Below are 16,495 nucleotides of genomic sequence, written 5' to 3' on the forward strand. Positions count from 1 at the left end.
TGGTCGCCCGGGCTATTGCTAACACTGTGCTCCGCCTAGAAGATCGCGTCGGCGACCAGCTGGCGGGCATGCTCGTTTTCCAACCGGTAAAAGACCCGGGTTCCCTCATGGCGGGTGGAGACCATGCGGGCCAGACGCAGCTTGGCCAAGTGTTGGGAGATCGACGCCGGGGACTTGTCGAGGATTTCCGCCAGCTGGTTGACCGGCAGTTCGCTGTCCCGCAGCGCCATGATGATCCGGATCCTTGGCGTGTCCGCCGGCATGGCGAATACCTCAACGCCAACTCAATGTATTCGCCGCCGGGGCGGCCTTTGGCACAACTTGTTACCTGCAACCTTACGCAGATCATTGCACACTCGGAGACGATGCCTTGACGAAGAATACCCCCCAGGGGTATACTTCATTTGTTATCAGTGAAGTAGTTTGTCCTGGCCGATCAGCAAGCAGGGCACCACTGCCGTTCAACCCGCAACGCATCCTTCATCCTCGTTCAAAGGAACTATCTGACATGTGCGGAACAGACACCCGTAAAGACCTCAACCTGACCCCTACCGCTGAGAGCGCCTGTGCATGCTGCTCTACCGACTCCACCCCCGTGGTCCCGTCCGAGGCTGTCGGTACACGGTACGGGCTGGAGGGTCTGACGTGCGGGCATTGCGTGAAAACCGTGGAAACGGCCGTGTCGGCCATGGCGGGAGTAGAGTCAGCCACGGTTGAGCTAAGGGCTGGCAGCACTTCATCACTGACCGTAGTCGGTGATGCCGGCACGGAATCGGTGCGGGCCGCCGTCGAAAACGCCGGTTACACCCTTACCGGAAGCTAAGCAACCGCTGGTTTCTTTTGCACTGCTGAGCTAGGAGTGACGTGGACAACCACAACAACCCCACGGGCCACCGATCCATTGATACTGCCCCGGAACAGGGGCTGTCCGGGGAGAACTCCATCCCGAATCACGCGATGATGGGGCACGCTGGCATGGACCATGATGACCACGCCGGGCACAGCGGAGGACAACATGCCGGGCACAGCACGGCCATGTTCAAGAACCGTTTCTGGCTGACCCTGGTCCTGTCCATCCCTGTCGTGTTCTTCAGCCCCATGTTCGGGCACCTTCTGGGCTACTCCGTGCCCCAGTTCCCCGGTTCGGCGTGGATCCCGCCCGTGCTGGGCACTGTGATCTTCTTCTACGGCGGACAGCCATTCCTCAAGGGTGGATGGCAGGAAATCAAGTCCCGCCAACCGGCCATGATGTTGCTGATCTCTATGGCCATTTCGGTGGCGTTCATTGCGTCGTGGGTGACGAGTCTGGGTTTTGGCGGCTTCGACCTGGACTTCTGGTGGGAGCTGGCCCTGCTGGTGGCCATCATGCTGCTGGGACATTGGATCGAAATGCGCGCACTCGGCTCGGCCAGAGGCGCTCTTGATGCCCTGGCAGCCCTGTTGCCCGATGAGGCTGAACGGGTGATCGACGGCGGAACCGAAACCATCAGCACTGCCGAGCTGAACCCCGGCGATATTGTTTTAGTCCGACCCGGCGCCAGGCTTCCCGCTGACGGTGAAGTCACCGACGGTTCCGCCGAAGTCGACGAGTCCATGATCACCGGCGAGTCCAAGACCGTCTCCCGCACGGTCGGGGACTCCGTAGTGGCAGGTACCGTCGCGACCGATAATTCCCTGCGCGTGAAAGTCACGGCCGTCGGTGACGACACGGCACTGGCCGGGATTCAGCGACTGGTGTCCGAAGCCCAATCCTCCACGTCCCGCGCACAGGCCCTGGCCGACCGGGCCGCGGCGTTCCTGTTCTACTTTGCTGCTGGCGCGGGCGTCATCACCTTCATCGTATGGTCGCTGCTGGGCAGCATTCCCGATGCCGTGACGCGGACCGTGACAGTGCTCGTCATTGCCTGCCCCCACGCCCTGGGTCTGGCCATTCCGCTGGTCATTGCCATCTCCACTGAACGGGCTGCCCGGGCCGGTGTGTTGATCAAGGACCGGATGGCGCTCGAGCGGATGCGCACCATCGACGTCGTCCTCTTCGACAAGACCGGAACACTAACCAAGGGAGAACCGGCCGTCACGCATATCGTCGCCAGTGATGGCATCACAAAGGATGGGCTGCTGGCATTGGCCGCGGCCGTGGAATCCGACAGTGAACACCCCGTGGCCCGCGCCATCATTACAGCCGCGGAAAAGGCCGGCGCGCCGGTCTTGGCAGCCACTGGGTTTCAATCGATGACCGGTCGTGGGGTGGAGGCCAGCATTGACGGTTCCACCGTGGCCGTTGGCGGCCCGGCCCTATTGAAGGAACTCGGCCTGGCCGAACCGGAGCGAGTTGGCACCGCAACAACACAATGGATGGACCGTGGAGCATCAGTCCTGCACGTCATCAAGGACGGTGCCGTGATCGGCGCCGTCGCCTTGGAAGATGAAATCCGGGAAGAATCCCGGCAGGCAGTCCATGCCCTGCAGGCACGCGGTATTAAAGTTGCCATGATCACCGGTGACGCCCACCAAGTCGCCGCCACGGTGGCAGCCGAGCTGGGCATCGACGAAGTCTTTGCCGAAGTCCTCCCCCAGGACAAGGACCAGAAAGTGGCCGAGCTCCAGGGCCGCGGGCTGAAAGTTGCCATGGTCGGTGACGGCGTCAATGATGCCCCAGCCCTGGCCCGGGCAGAAGTCGGCATCGCCATCGGTGCCGGAACGGACGTCGCCATGGAATCAGCCGGGGTGGTCCTGGCCGGCAACGACCCCCGCGCGGTGCTCTCCACCGTGGAACTCTCCCAAGCCAGCTATCGCAAAATGTGGCAAAACCTGATTTGGGCCACCGGCTACAACATCATCTCCGTCCCACTGGCTGCCGGAGTGCTCGCCTTCGCCGGGGTCGTTCTCTCACCCGCCGCCGGGGCCGTGCTCATGTCACTGTCCACCATTGTTGTGGCACTGAACGCCCAACTACTGCGCAGACTCAAACTCGACCCGGCCGACGTCAGCTAGCCCCGACTCACCGGAACCACCCAGCCTGCTCGGTACGCTCCACAACGACCACCAGCGCCGATCCACCAGAAAGGATCCCTCCAGGTATGCACCCCGCACCCTTCCGCAGCTGGGATCCTTGCAGCATTGGGGCGGGTTGCTCATTCTCGTGCTCGCTATCATGGGTGGCATGCACCTGACCGGCAGAATCCAAACGGCATCCACGGAGCCGACATCCATGAGCGCCGTGGCTGTCGCATCAGCAGCAGACCATGTCACGAAAACGGCACCGGCACCCCCCCCCAACTCCACACTGGCGATCTCCCACGCCCTCGCAGTCTAGGGAGCGGTGGTTGAAGCCGCCATGCCGTTCCACGCGGGCACCCGGCAATGTGCGGTTTCTGCACCGCCGGATGTCCGGCCTGCAAGCCCACGCACCGGGCCCGCACCCCGGCCCCCGGATCGGCGGCGTTAACGGCACCCCTCAACAAGGGCCACTGGTCCTCGCCGGTGCCCGGTGCATTTTTTAGTAGTCCACAGTAAAGCTGTGGGCCCATAACGCTGCCCCACCCTCCAGGAGACCCCTACACATACGGCCACGGACGGGAGATCATGGTCTTGTCAGGGAACTCAGACAGTAACCGGTTGTGGGCTCTTATCAGGAGTTCGGCACCGAGGGGGCTGCAGGGCTACTTGTCAGGCCGAGGTGGCGGCAGAGGTCTGCCCGGCGGGTTCCCGCACGGAAGCTCACTGATATAAGTCCCGGGCTGTCTCAAGGACGCCCCAGCTACGCAGGATCACTCCGCCCAGGTAACTCCGGGACCGGGGAACCTGGACCCGTATAGAAAGCGCTCCGCATGATGGGCTGCCGACGCACGTTCCGGCTGCTGGCTAGTTGGCACCCGGCCCCTATTCCGCCGGAATATACACCCAACTCACGGTCGCCTACGGGTGGCTTCTGAATTAGAGAAATATCCGACGCTACGGTTTTGCGGAACGCCATAGTGGCCTGTATCTGCCAGGGAAATGGTTGCTGTGCTGGGGATAGTCGCCCGTGCAAGAGCCTGCACGGCAGGGGATGCTCCAACCTGGCATGAAGGGACGTGCGAATCATGATGGGGGGCGGGTTCGGCATGGGCGGGTGGTGGGCCATGGGCCTGCTGTTGGCCGTCGGCCTCATCTGGGTCATCATCCGCGGGGTCCGCGCCGCTGGCGACTACGGCATCCAGAAGAACAGTCAGGAACCCTGAGATACGGACATCGGGGCCGCAGAGACACTCGCGGGTGCCCGCGGAATCCTTGGCGAGCGATACTCACGCGGTGAACTGAGCGCACAGGAGTACCAGGAACGTCTCCGTATCCTCGGCGAGGACTCGTAGCGAGGCCGACCACCAGTTTCGGCAGGTAATCCGCCCGATTTCCCGACCGGAGGGCAGCGTTCCGGGGCGCCGATCGTCGCCGTCCAGAACGCTGCCCCCCGGGCTACGCTGATTGACCGGACGGTAACTCAGCAACCCTGTGACTCCCGCCAACAAGGCCCCAGCTGAGCCAGGCACCGCGTGAATAATCCCGCCGACACCGCGCGGTGGCCGAGGGACTCCGGCGCTACGCGGCATTAAACCGTACTCGTTCTCTCCGCGGGCGGTCGGGCGCCGCCTGTTGGCCGGTTCTTAGGCGGATTCGAGTTCCTTCAGGGCTGCGAGGAGCCTGTGGTCGGCGTCCGAGGCTACTTCGGCCACGGCAGGGGCGTCGCTGAGCTGGACCATGGTCTGTGGGTCGATGGTCTGGACGACGGTGGTGCCGTTGTCAGGTCCGCGTCTGATCACGACGTTGCACGGCAGCAGCAGTCCCATGTCGGGGTCCGCGGCCAGAGCTTTTTGCGCCAGGGCAGGATTGCAGACGCCCAGGATGAGGTAGTCGCCCAGGCCCTGCCCGGCATCGGATCCGAGTTTGGTCTCGAACGTGGCGCGGACATCGATTTCAGAAAGCACGCCGAAGCCCTGCCGGGTGAGGGCTTCGCGGGTCCGGGTTACTGCTTCTTCGTAGGGCACGGAGACGGTGATGGTGTGTGCGTAGCTCATTGTTGCTCTCCTTCATCGGTTTTCTCATTCATGCAAAGGACTGTGGGGCCGCCGTGCTACCGGTCTTCGATCAGGCCCATCATGCCGCTGTCCTCGTGGTCCAGGATATGGCAGTGATAGACGGTTTTGCCGGTGAAGTCATCGAAGGAGATCCGGACCCGGACACTGCTGCCGGCCAGGACGTTGACCACGTCCTGCCACACGGGGCTATCCACGGGCCGGCCGGCTTGTTCGATGATCTGCATCGGTCATACGTGCAGGTGCACGGAGTGGTCCATCGGGCTCGTGTTCCACAGGATCCATTCCTCGACTGCACCGGCCGGAACCGTGGCCGGCAACGGCTGGAGCATAACTGCCCAAGGCTGAACCTCGCCGCTAGCCTTGTCGCACCCGACCGGCTGGTAAAATAAATACAAAGCGTGGGGTGCTTGCGGTTTCTTGCCTCATCAAACAACACCCCACCGCCCGAAGCTCCACAAGCCATCGTGTCTGCCCCTAGCCCCGACAGGGTGGGTAAAGGCGGACCGAGTGTCGAACGGCGTGCTTGCTTGGCAGCAGACGGTCCAACGCCAGCCCCCTCGGAAGACCGGCACCCTTGCGTCTTACGCGCTGGCCGTTCGTCTAGCGTGAAGCATTTCGCCATCGCTGAGGGGACGGCTAACCGCACCCGGCACCACTGTTCAGGTGCAATGGTGTTAACAGCTAGGTGGATTGGATGGGCCCCCGACGCGCGCTGACAGGCTCCTGCATCATCCTGTCCGGCATACGCCGTTCAAGGGGACTGCACAGAGTCCAACCGGCCGACCGGCCGGGTGATCCGACCCAGCATCAGTAAGCCTCGGAATCAAGCAGCAAGATGGCAGACGGGTTTGGGAGGTACCACTAGCCATCAATGATTTAAGTGCTCCGGCGGCATCGACTGTAACAAACTTGGCGAAGTTCTCGGACAGACCGTCGGGCAGCCTCGACCAATGATCTAAGTGCCATCCTAGGGCGGTGATGCGCAGGAGGCGCTCTGCCTCCGACAGGATAAATGCTGGGTTATGGAATCGATTAGCATCTTCGCAGATGGCACGATCTGCAGCGCGAGCGAGCCTAACGTAGGATGCCCTGCCCTTCCGCAGCAGAACCTATTTGAAAGCAGCAGTGATAGGCGTGACGGCCGAAAACTGTCACGCTCCGCAGCTAGGCTAGATGCGTGGAACAGAAGAACGGTGAATCTCAGCCCAGCAAGCAGGTCAAGCTAAACTACGAGGCTATCGCTGCCGGGATGTCCGAGAAAGACCTGGCCAAGATTGCCGGCTTCCAGAATTCGGTCCTTCCCGGGCTTGTGGAGTCTTTGGGGCGCCAGGCTACGTATGCCTCGACCCTGAGGGCGACTAGCCTCGCCGCATCGACTATCATGGACAGCCAGATGGCGACTGGTAGGGCCGCCGACATTGCTCGCATGCAACTGACAAGCCCTGCACTTGCCGCAGTCACGGAACACATCATCGGCCATAACAAAGAACTGACTGGCTTTGCTTCACGCATGCAGGAACTCACCAGTGAGATCGTCAAGCAGGCCGGCTTGGCGGAGATGATGGCAGCTGACATGCAGCCGGCGGTTGCACTGGCCGCAAAGTTCGCAGCGCAGCAGTATGAGCTGACTAAGACCTTTTCTCCTCTCTTGGCTGATGTCATGAAAACCGTCAAGTCATCTTTGGCCACAGGCCAGTTCGCGACGCCTGCGAACGGCTGGTCCACGCTGCTTGCCGACGTTGAAGAACTGAAAGAAGAAGCAGGCGCTGATGAGGCAGAAATTGAAGAGTTTCTGCAGGGCCACCCTGAGCTCCAGGCTGAGGTAGAAGAGCTGACACAGCTCATTGATTTCACCGATCCCGTCCAGCGCGCCATCATCGTCAAGGCCATGAAGCTATTGACGTACCTCATGTTCTTCGCGGTCATCATCGGGAGCTGGCAGCTTGTGGCTGGGTACGCTTCGATCATCAGCCTTATGGGCATGAGCGCACCAAACGTCGTCAAGGCGGTGGGCAACGGAACAGAGAAGGTTCTGAACAAGCTCTCCCAGCTTCCGGAGGAAGACCCCAAGGACTAGCAGCGCGGGAAGAATGTCTGAGGCGTCAGGCCAATCAGGCACCGGGCGAGCACGCACAGCTAGAGTTCACTGACTTGTGCGGCCAAGGCTCGACTGTGCGAGTCGACTCGATGCGCTGCTATGAGGAGCTTGCTGTGTCTTGATCCAGATGCTGGACTGCCTTTGCCCAACGGGGCCACCTATCTCGCGCGGTCCAGCATCATTCATCTAGATTTACCGCTCCTGCCAACCTGGCTTCTTCAGATCATCCCAATGCACCACAACAATGGCGGTATCAAGCTCAGCCTCAGAGTTACCAGCTGCTGTCCTTTCCACAGGGAAATCAAGTGTACGAGCTGAGACTGAGAAACGCGAACGTTCTCCGACTCCCCTATCGCGTACGGTGACTTCTACTTCTCCGACGTCGTCCAGGTAGCCGCTGTAAGCCGACAGCTTTGCAACTTCCGACAACCCACTGGACTTGGTGATCAAGTCGATCACTGACTTCTCTTCTTCCATGATTTTCCTATCAACCGATGTTTAGCGAAGCGATTACTTCCCTATAAACGTTACGGGATGATTAGCCGAATGCAAATATCGCTCGCTTTTAGCGAAGCATTCTCTTTGCCAATAGTTTTTCATAATTTTTTTGGTAACTACTCAGCTGCTTTAGCTGGTGGTGGCGGGCATCCAGGGATTGCCTTCATGTAGGGCGCGCATGGCGGCGTGGGCGGATTGGCCCTGTTTACGGGCGGTGGAGAGGTACGAGCGCAGCCGAACGAATGTTTGGGCACCGGCCATGGTGCGCAGGCAGCCGGAGATCTTCATCTTGATTTTCAGTGGCCGTACGTCTTGCTCGGAGCCGTTGTTCGTAAACGGGACTCGCAGGTCTTCGGCGAAGCGGAGCACCTCGTGCCGATGGGTGTCCAACCGGTCCAACAGGTTGACGTGTTTGGGCCTTCGCCGTTTGCCGCGCTGGCCTGGGCGGTGTCCGGGGTTGGCCACCCACCCTGCTTCGATGAGTTCGTTGTACCGGCACCGGTACTTCACCAGCAGGGAATCGGCGAATCCGTCCGCACCAACATCACGAGCCCGGTTGGACACCCTGCAGATCTCCAACAGCAACTGATCCAGCTTCGTGGCCCATACCTCCTGGCCGGGGACCTCGGCGGCGGCGACCAGTTCCCGACCAAGATGCGCCCCACACACGGCGTGGCGAACATCGAAGTTCCAGTACGGTGCCCAAAAATCGGTGACCAGCACGGTATCGGGGGCCAGCGCCGGTAGCACGCCGGCTTCTTTCATCGCCTGGGCCCCGCGCCGGGCGGAGACGGTGTATCGGGTCAGGGAATCGGTGCGGGCAGCGTGCACCCAGGCCAGGGCCCCTTCGACCCGGATTCCGGTCTCGTCCGCGCCGAGCACCGGCGCACACGACAGGGCCGTCTTGAGGGTTTCGTCGAAGCCATCGAGCCCGTCCGCGGCGTCGGCATACCATTGGGCCAAGGATCCCTGGCTGATCCGGGCACCGAATAACTCCGTTAGCAGTTCGGCGGTGCGGGCCAGAGGCAGATACTGCCCGGCCAGCAGATACGTTGCCAGCCCCCGAACCCCCGGCCCGTACCGGGCAGGTGCACACACCCCGGCAGGGACGTCAGCCATGGACACTTGCCCACAGGAACAACGGGTGTGCTGGAGGCGGTGCTCCACGACCCGCAGGGCGATCGGCGGCACATCGAAAACCTGCCGGGCCTCGGTGGAAACCACCGGCGCGTCCGCAAGGGAACGGCCACAACCGGCACAAGCCTGCGGCCGATGCACGACGATCTCATCCGGTGCCTTCACCTGACGCAGTGTCCTGCCCTCGTGACCGTCCTGGCCGCCGGACTTACGGTCCGTGCGTCCACGGCGGGACTTCGGCGCCGGTTTCCCATAGCCCTCGGTTGAGGGCGGCTTGTGTGAGTTGCGCGGACTCTGAGCCAGCCGGGCACGCAACTGAGCGTTCTCCGTCCGCAACGTCTCAATCACCCGCGCCTGCTCAACCACCAACTCGTGCAACTTCACGACCTGGGCGGCAAGCTCCTCATATGACGGCAACCTCGACACCACACCAGCATCACCAACCACAACCCAAAATCAACGAAGGCGCGCCGTCAAAGCAGCTGAGTAGTTACTTTTTTTGAAAGCGTATGAAAGATATAGAGTCCACTTCTAAACCTGACTTCTCAGGACCACCCGTTCGTCAATCGATGTGCATGCGCACCACTGCGGCGAGGCTGCTCGCATCGACTACACACGTTCGTCGTTCCAGCGATGCAGCACCGTCCTCGACGGCGCCGCCCATTGATGCGCGTGGGTCCGTCAGCCCGTGCAGAATGGGGATGATGAGGGAGTTGAGCAGTCGACGGTAGCTCGTGCGTGGCGCGATGGAGCGTCGCCGCGTCTCGACAGGGCGCGGACCGGCACGATCCGCCGCAAACTCCAGGTTTGGAGTCACGGCAATCTGGTTTTTGACGATTGGTAAGCCTCGCATTTCTGGCGGCGTCTCTGCCCGATGCGCGTCGGCATCAGTCGGGCTTTCGATTCTTGCCTCGAATCCAACCGACTGCTACAGCGCCACGTGGGGAGTTGTTGAGAATAGCAGGCTGTGAGACATATTGATGCGACACCTTGGCCTCGGAATCCGGACCCACGGGCGATGGCAATGCTCGCCGTCTTGTCCCGTCAAGGGCCAACCCTTGCTGAGACCTCCTCGGGACCAGCTAGCGCCTTCGAGCTTGCGAGAATTCATGCGGAACGAGGAACAGATTTGACTCTCCTGACCCACACTTATGTCGGGAGGGGAGAGCCAGATTTTGACGGTGCAGGTGATGGAATCGGTTTCATTCAAGGGCAACAGCGGCCAGGTACTGATTGACGAGGTGTGGGGCGCGTGGTGAAATCTGGAAATGATAGGAAATTCACGTGGAATCCTGGTGGGGGCTGATCGGCTTCGGGCATATTCATTACTGCAGAACTTGTGGGACGAGGCCCATGTCTCCGCTCCATGCCGGCTGGTGGTGGTGCGCGGAGCTTCCGGGTCGGGACGGACAATGATGTTGCAGGGGTTGTACCGGCACTGCGCAATGATGCAGGCACGGCCGCGGTACTGGCCTGCTGATCTGGCCCCTGTAACCGACGGAGCCGATCCCCGATTGGTTCGGGAGGCTCTCTTTCCGGATCCGGTGGCCCCTGTTCCCGGTTCACGGTTGGGACTCTTCTGGTGGGCTTTGCGAGCCCGGGCCGGCGGATGTGCTGCCCAGGACGGGCAAGGACAGCTAATGCAGCACCTTGACAGCCTAGCTGCCGCAGTGAGCGAGGCCGATGAACTGACCCGAACCCGACTGCGCGCTTTGGTCGACGCGGTGTGCCTCTTCGCATTAATCCTGCCCGTCGCGGCTGGGGTGGGAGCGTTCGTGAACGTGGTGGGGGCTATGAAGGACGCTCCGTCCGTGGACAGCGGCCTCACTCAAGCTACCCGGACAAGGCGGGGTCTGATCGATCAGGCTCTGCGCGCCGGCGCGGGCCGGCAACTGGAGGTGGGCACCCGGGCTGTAGCCACGGAAGCGGCGGAGAACAGCGCCAGGGAGCTGGCATTGGTGGCCGGGATTGTCCCGTTTTCGATAGTGGTCGATGACGCTGAGATGCTCGATGAGATCACTGTCGCTATGCTCAAGGTAGTCCTGCGGCACTCTACAGCGCGCGGTCTGATCGTGCTGGCCGTCAACACTGATATCCCCATGAGTGAGGATCTCAGCGGCCGATTGCCTCAGAGCGTTGCCGGATAGCTCGATGAGGAAGAGCGTGCTGGCAGGCTGACTGAGGTCACTCTGAACCCAATGAACCCGGCTGAACTGGCCGAAGTCGCAGTACAGTACCTGGATCTACAGGACGCTTCTCAGGCTGATACGTCAGCGTTGTCAACGGTGATCACCGCCAGCCGAGGACACCCGGGGCGGCTAGTCCGTTTCTTGGATGTACCTTCCATCCGTGCTGCGGTCACCGGCACCGGTGAGTTGCCGGCCAACCTGGAGTCTCTGACAGGCCAGGGTCAGGCATTCCAGCTCTTCCAAGCCCTCCCACAGGACATGCGTCGAGTGCTAGCTGTCGCCAGTCTGCCCGGGCTCGTCGTACCCGCCCGGTGGCTCACCGGCACTCCGCCCGGCATCCTAGGTGTACCGCCGCTGACCGAAGTTGAGGTCGAAGCGGCCCTCACCACTGGATGGGTCGCACTGGATTCAACCGGTATGCTGCGGTTCACCTCGGAGACCGCCCACCACACAGCATCCCGAGCCGTGCCAGCTGAACTGACATCGGACCGGCAGCGTCAGATACTGGCCGCGATAGCCGCCTACGTCGACGCCGCCCACAACAACGATTCGTGGACTGCGCTGTTGTCCGACGTGTGTGAAAGCCTCCTGAACGCCCTCACCGCAGAGGATGTCCGGCGCCTGGGCTTTGACCCGAATCCTGCCTGGCAGGCCGAATTGATCCGGATCCGGCGCGTCACGGGCCGGATCGCCGCCGAGGAGGCCACCCTAGTTCAGCTTGAGGAGCGACTTCGTACCGGGACCCCGTCGGCAGTACTGGTCGTGGCCACCGCCGAGGCACTCCTGGACGCCGGCCATACCCAGCGTGCCCTGGACGTCCTCCAAGCCGAGCTGGACCGTCTGAGCGCCAAATACGGAATCGGCGCGGCGGCGACACTACCCGCACTGGCCAACCTCGCAGCCGCTTGGGCTGTGGTCGCCCGAAAACACCAGGGCTATCCCGGCGCCCAGGAGCTTTTCGAGCATGCGATCGGGCTGTACCGCAGGCTCCTGCAGGGACGGGTGAGCCACCTGCCCAAAGGCGATGTCCGAATCCTCAATACCCGCCGTACAGTCGCGCAATTGCTAGCTGACGCCTACAGATTTGCTGAGGCCATCGACGAAGCCCGTAGGTGTGTCCAGGAGATGAAAAGCCATCCGGAATACGGCCCGGACCATCCGGATACGCTTACCACCCGCCGCCACGTCGCATACTGGACGGGGGAGGCTGGGGATGCGGAGCGGGCGCGGGAGCTGTTCGTGACCCTGCTGCCAGACCGGGTGAGGGTTTTGGGCCCGGACCACCCCCATACTCTTGCCATCCGCCACAACGTCGCATTCTGGACTGGGAAGGCTGGTGAAGCGGAGCGGGCAAGGGAGCTGTTCGTGGCCTTGTTACCCGACCGGGTGAGGGTTTTGGGCCCGGACCACCCGGATACTCTTATCACCCGTGGCAACAAAGCTTACTGGACTGGGGAGGCTGGGTATGCGGAACAGGCGCGGGAACTGTTCGCGGCCCTATTGCCCGACCAGGAGAGTGCATTGGGCCCGGACCACCCGACTACTCTAGTCACTCGAAACAACGAAGCTTACTGGACTGGGGAGGCTGGGGATGCCGAGCGGGCGCTGGAGCTGTTCGTGGCCCTATTGCCCGACCAGGAGAGGGCATGGGGTCCGGATCACCCGGACACACTTGCCACCCGTGGCAACGTCGCTTCCTACGTTGGCAAGGCTGGGGATGCGGGTCGGGCGCAGGAGCTGTTAGCGGTCCTGCTGCTCGACCACGTGAGGGTCTTGGGTCCGGATCACCCGAACACTCTAACCATCCGCAGCCAATTCGCTTACTGGACCGATGAAGCCGGGGCACGCCTCTGGCTTCTTCCTAATGAAGACCGGTGGCAAGGCCACAATCACTAGACGCCTGGCCTAAAGACTGGTCGGGACCAGTCATGCTCTTCTGCTTCTGTGGGCGCGGTGGCGGTGAGTGAGTCGTCGCTACTGAGGACTACGAGCTATTGCGGTCGGCATCCACAGCGCCAGGGTCATCCACCTCTTGGGATGGCGGCCCCTCGGCCCCAGGTTCGAGGTAGCTAGCCAGCACACCGCACTTGTGGCACTGCAAGGGACCCCAAGAAGCGGGATCGCCCATTTTTCTTACCAATGGATCGTTAGATGAGACTTCCTTTACCGGAAGCCCAGCCGGATAGAAACTGAAGAGAGCCACCGGAAAAGTCAGTTGCATCAGTTCAACTGTTGGTAGGTACAGCTTCTAATAAATATGCCTCGGCGTGTCGGATGACTCCGATAACCAGTGTTTGGCCTTCAAGCGGGGCAGGCCACGTGGATATGTGACTTTCAGCGATAAATGGCGGCATTTTCACAGCGCTATTTGGCGCACGGAGCTGTTCGCAAGGGGATCGGCCTTCGGGACGTGCGGCACGAAAGACCTGCCGTCTCTGTGGCAAAGACTCTCGGACTGAACGCGCTGAACATCTACCAGCCCCCGGCCAAGATGGTCCGACCTCGAGGCGCATGACTAGCCGCGAGTCTGTTGCAGGCTACCGCGATTGCCAACGACGGCGTTGGGGTCTTTGTTCGGCTGCTGGAAGCGCGGTGGCTAGGGCACGCTGGGTCTTCGCCGCCAGCCCCCTGTCGGACTTGTGGGCAACCCAGCCAACCAGTGCGGGAAGAGGCGCTCCGGCCCCAGCGGTATAGGATGCCGGGCCTATTGCCCCCGTGGCAGCAAACTCCACGATTGGAACAGCGACACCGGCGGCCATTGCCATCCATGACTCAGCGCCGGGAAGAGCTCTGGCTTCCTTCTCTAGTCGTCGTAGGGATGGCTGCAGCCGCTCCACAGCGATCTGACGTAGGTACTGGACAGCGTCCTCGTCGCTCAGCCCTCGGGGTAGCGCGTCGAAGACCGGGCCGATCGCAGCTCGTACCTCGGCGGCCGCTTCGCTACCCTGAGCGAGCGCCAGGACCTCGTTGAACGGCATTCTCTCCAGCCCTGGCATCATCAGGGACGCCATGCCGGTAAGACGTCGCATAGTGAAGTTCGAGTCGTCACGCGGCAGACGGAACTCCTTCCCATCTCGAATCAGATCGAACAGATCGGCGTTGAGGGTGTTAGCAAGGGTGAGGGCAAACAAGCGATTCGTCAGGTTCTCGAGGTGGCTGTTGTCACGTTGAACGCTTGCGCCGAACAGTCGGGACCGGACCGGGTGCTTCCGCTTGATGTCTTCAAGCGCCCGATCACTCTCCTCAATGAGTGTCATCGTTTCGACGAAGAGCTCGTCGTTGAGAGCACGGATCGGATTGCGGTCGAAGGGCTGAAAGTGACTAGCCAGGGAAAGGGCGAGGTCGGGCGATACAAGGACTACCTTCCCTGCCCGTACGAGTGGTGCGAGTAGTGCCAGGATGCCGACGTGGTGCTCAACCAGGTCGCGAAACTGAGGAACCGCACCATTCTTCATAATGGTGTGCATGTTTTTCGGGTTCAGTGGATCGGGTGTCAAGGGCCATGAGCTTCTGCCCACCAGCGGCCAGGTTATCTGCCCACTGGTGGCCAGCAAAACTGCCCAGATATGGCCATGAGATCTGCCCACAAAGATAGGTTTGTGGTTGGCCATATTGGTCCGGTGTTTTAGCTCAGTTGTGTCACTCCCTTCCCGGCCAGGGCTTGGGTCAGCCTGACGGAGTCGCCGCTGGTCTGGCAGACATGGGCATGATGCAGCAGCCGGTCCACCGTCGCTGTCGCCAGCGTTTTGGGCATGAGTTCGTCAAAACCGGCCGGGTGCAGGTTCGAGGAGATCGCGATGGAGCGTTTCTCATAGGCGGCATCTACGACCCGGTATAGCCCCTCGGCGGCGTCGGTTCCCACAGGCAAAAGGCCGATGTCATCAACCACCACCAAATCGGCGCGCAGCACCCGGGTGACGGCGCGGGGGACGCTGTCATCGGTGCGGTGGGCGCGGATGAGCTGGCCGAGGTCCTCGAGGCGGAACCAGGCCACGCGCAGGCCTTCCTCCACGGCTTGCTGGCCCAGGGCTTCAAGGAAGAAGGTTTTCCCGGTGCCGGAGGGCCCGCAGACGACGAGGTTTTCCCCGCGCCGGATCCATTCCAGGGTCCGCAGCGCCTGCTGGGTAGGGGCCGGGATCGAGGAAGCATCCGGGTCCCAGGCATCGAAGGTTTTCCCGGTCGGGAACCCGGCAGCCTTGCGCCTGGTGGCGAGCATCGAGGCTGCCCGGCCACGGATTTCCTCCGCACAGAGGGCTTTGATGACTTCGACTGGTTCCCAGCGCTGGGCGCGGGCGGTAGCGACGAGTTCCGGTGCCAGGGCGCGGGCGTGGGGCATTTTCAAGGACCGCATCATCGCTTCAAGATCCGCCGGCAGTGCCGCAGCGGTGGTGTTCAACGGGTTCACGGCTTGACCTCGCTCATGGTGGCGGTTGTGGTGGTGATCGCGGCCCAGGCACTGGTGCCTTGGGTCAGGGACGCGTCCTCGCTGGCGACGTGGGTGGTGGTGCTGGCCCGTCCTGCCTGCAGGATCGAGGAGAGGTCTCCGTGGGCGAAGCGGCCGTGGATTGCTGCGGTTCCCAGGGCCCGGTCAACCTCAATGACGCCGGCGATCTTCGCCAGCGAGACTGCCTCAGCCATTTTCTGGTTCATCCGTGCAGTGCCGATGGCGGCGGCTTCCTTCAGCCAGGCGATCGCGCCGGCGCCGATGGCCAGGAACTCCGCCTCGGCCCCGGTACGGGCCCGGGGCGTGTAGTCACCGGGGATCTTCTGAACATAGCCGGGAAAGTGCTCATCGTTGATTGCAGGGCTCCCCGGCCGGGCCTTGCCGTGGCGGGCGACTTCCACCGGTCCTGCGGGACCGTGGTGAACGATGACGACCTTTTCATCCGGGCCAGCACCGTGGGAACGGACAAACACCCTCTGCCCCAACAGGTGGGACGGCACGGAGTACATGGCGTTGTTGAACGTGACCATGGGCGTATTCTGCGGCACGATCCGGGCCAGACCGAAGGAGACCGTGTGAGCTTCATCCGGGACACCGTGCAGGCGCAGGACCTCCTCGGCGAGCATCGCCGCCGGTTTGCGCTTGGTTGCCCGGTGCTCGCGGGCGTTGATGTGGGCCATGAACTCCTCACACGCGGCCTCCACTTCGGCGAAGGAGCCGTACGCCTCGCGCAGGTTCGTGTCTTTGGGCACGATGTCAGCTTTGGCCACTCTCACCGCGTTCTCCACTCCGCCCTTGGAAGCTGGATCTGCCGGCTGGCACGTCAACACAGTCACCCCGTAGTAGCGGGCGAAATCAACGGTTTGCAGGTTCCTCACCGGCACCCCGGCCACATGGGAGACCGTCACCGTCTTTTCGTTATCGGTGTTCTGTGCCCTGCCTGATTATGTGGCCGCGGCTGCCGTGCGGTGGGCATCGGCGGCTGTTCTTAGTCTGAACCGGTGTTCCATGGCACATAACGGTTGGCTGGGTAGATGGTGGTTACTTCATTTTC

The 16,495-nt window shown here is 62.0% G+C and carries 13 protein-coding genes and 2 pseudogenes; 6 read left to right on the forward strand and 9 right to left on the reverse strand.

The window, feature by feature from the left end:
- Positions 1–35: 35 nt before the first annotated feature.
- A complete protein-coding gene (locus OS914_RS16295; protein ID WP_267547109.1) occupies positions 36–263 on the reverse strand; it encodes an ArsR/SmtB family transcription factor in 228 nt (75 codons plus the stop codon).
- Between the two features lie 245 nt (positions 264–508).
- On the opposite strand from OS914_RS16295, the gene OS914_RS16300 reads away from it, so the two are divergent.
- The 3 genes from OS914_RS16300 to OS914_RS16310 all read left to right on the forward strand — a co-directional run bounded on the left by OS914_RS16300 (position 509) and on the right by OS914_RS16310 (position 4,223).
- Positions 509–823: a heavy-metal-associated domain-containing protein gene (locus tag OS914_RS16300; RefSeq protein ID WP_267547110.1), complete on the forward strand. Its 315-nt coding sequence runs from the start codon at positions 509–511 to the stop codon at positions 821–823.
- Between the two features lie 134 nt (positions 824–957).
- Complete coding sequence (locus OS914_RS16305; protein WP_267547122.1) at positions 958–2,994, forward strand: copper-translocating P-type ATPase; 2,037 nt, start codon at positions 958–960, stop codon at positions 2,992–2,994.
- A 1,082-nt stretch (positions 2,995–4,076) separates the two neighbouring features.
- On the forward strand, positions 4,077–4,223 hold the full coding sequence (locus OS914_RS16310) for a hypothetical protein (RefSeq protein WP_267547111.1): 147 nt from the start codon (positions 4,077–4,079) through the stop codon (positions 4,221–4,223).
- Positions 4,224–4,643: 420 nt separating this feature from the next.
- Here the strand turns inward: OS914_RS16310 and OS914_RS16315 are convergent, their stop codons facing one another.
- Together OS914_RS16315 and OS914_RS16320 are read right to left on the reverse strand one after the other, a co-directional pair.
- Entirely contained in the window at positions 4,644–5,054 is a 411-nt protein-coding gene (locus OS914_RS16315) for a DUF302 domain-containing protein (RefSeq protein ID WP_267547112.1), read from the reverse strand.
- Positions 5,055–5,110: 56 nt separating this feature from the next.
- Positions 5,111–5,392, reverse strand: a pseudogene (locus tag OS914_RS16320) (multicopper oxidase domain-containing protein); the annotation flags it as partial.
- Positions 5,393–6,252: 860 nt separating this feature from the next.
- Here OS914_RS16320 and OS914_RS16325 point away from each other — a divergent pair.
- On the forward strand, positions 6,253–7,152 hold the full coding sequence (locus OS914_RS16325; RefSeq protein ID WP_267547113.1) for a hypothetical protein: 900 nt from the start codon (positions 6,253–6,255) through the stop codon (positions 7,150–7,152).
- Between the two features lie 213 nt (positions 7,153–7,365).
- On the opposite strand, the gene OS914_RS16330 is transcribed toward OS914_RS16325, so the two are convergent.
- From OS914_RS16330 to OS914_RS16340, 3 genes are all read right to left on the reverse strand, one after another.
- Complete coding sequence (locus OS914_RS16330) at positions 7,366–7,650, reverse strand: hypothetical protein (RefSeq protein WP_267547114.1); 285 nt, start codon at positions 7,648–7,650, stop codon at positions 7,366–7,368.
- A 150-nt stretch (positions 7,651–7,800) separates the two neighbouring features.
- Entirely contained in the window at positions 7,801–9,255 is a 1,455-nt protein-coding gene (tnpC, locus tag OS914_RS16335; protein ID WP_267547115.1) for an IS66 family transposase, read from the reverse strand.
- A 115-nt stretch (positions 9,256–9,370) separates the two neighbouring features.
- A complete protein-coding gene (locus OS914_RS16340; RefSeq protein ID WP_267547116.1) occupies positions 9,371–9,625 on the reverse strand; it encodes a hypothetical protein in 255 nt (84 codons plus the stop codon).
- An 823-nt stretch (positions 9,626–10,448) separates the two neighbouring features.
- Between OS914_RS16340 and OS914_RS16345 the strand changes: the two genes are divergently transcribed.
- Positions 10,449–10,955 carry a hypothetical protein gene (locus tag OS914_RS16345; RefSeq protein ID WP_267547117.1) on the forward strand — a complete coding sequence of 169 codons (507 nt, stop codon included), beginning with the start codon at positions 10,449–10,451 and terminating at the stop codon, positions 10,953–10,955.
- Between the two features lie 51 nt (positions 10,956–11,006).
- Positions 11,007–12,893, forward strand: a complete 1,887-nt coding sequence (locus tag OS914_RS16350) for a tetratricopeptide repeat protein (RefSeq protein ID WP_267547118.1) — start codon at positions 11,007–11,009, stop codon at positions 12,891–12,893.
- Positions 12,894–13,534: 641 nt separating this feature from the next.
- Here the strand turns inward: OS914_RS16350 and OS914_RS16355 are convergent.
- The 3 genes and pseudogenes from OS914_RS16355 to OS914_RS16365 all read right to left on the reverse strand — a co-directional run.
- Complete coding sequence (locus OS914_RS16355) at positions 13,535–14,584, reverse strand: hypothetical protein (RefSeq protein WP_267547119.1); 1,050 nt, start codon at positions 14,582–14,584, stop codon at positions 13,535–13,537.
- A 38-nt stretch (positions 14,585–14,622) separates the two neighbouring features.
- Entirely contained in the window at positions 14,623–15,402 is a 780-nt protein-coding gene (istB, locus tag OS914_RS16360; RefSeq protein WP_324290674.1) for an IS21-like element helper ATPase IstB, read from the reverse strand.
- Positions 15,399–16,367, reverse strand: a pseudogene (locus tag OS914_RS16365) (transposase); the annotation flags it as partial. The gene istB and the pseudogene OS914_RS16365, both read right to left, overlap by 4 nt.
- Between the last annotated feature and the right edge of the window lie 128 nt (positions 16,368–16,495).

This window comes from Arthrobacter endolithicus, assembly GCF_026627425.1.
In the GTDB taxonomy this organism is placed as follows: Bacteria; Actinomycetota; Actinomycetes; order Actinomycetales; family Micrococcaceae; genus Arthrobacter_M.

Coding starts and splice junctions, on each gene's coding strand:
- OS914_RS16295 (WP_267547109.1), bottom strand. CDS start 263: ATGCCGGCGGACACGCCAAGGATCCGGATCATCATGGCGCTGCGGGAC.
- OS914_RS16300 (WP_267547110.1), top strand. CDS start 509: ATGTGCGGAACAGACACCCGTAAAGACCTCAACCTGACCCCTACCGCT.
- OS914_RS16305 (WP_267547122.1), top strand. CDS start 958: ATGATGGGGCACGCTGGCATGGACCATGATGACCACGCCGGGCACAGC.
- OS914_RS16315 (WP_267547112.1), bottom strand. CDS start 5,054: ATGAGCTACGCACACACCATCACCGTCTCCGTGCCCTACGAAGAAGCA.
- OS914_RS16330 (WP_267547114.1), bottom strand. CDS start 7,650: ATGGAAGAAGAGAAGTCAGTGATCGACTTGATCACCAAGTCCAGTGGG.
- OS914_RS16345 (WP_267547117.1), top strand. CDS start 10,449: ATGCAGCACCTTGACAGCCTAGCTGCCGCAGTGAGCGAGGCCGATGAA.
- OS914_RS16350 (WP_267547118.1), top strand. CDS start 11,007: ATGAACCCGGCTGAACTGGCCGAAGTCGCAGTACAGTACCTGGATCTA.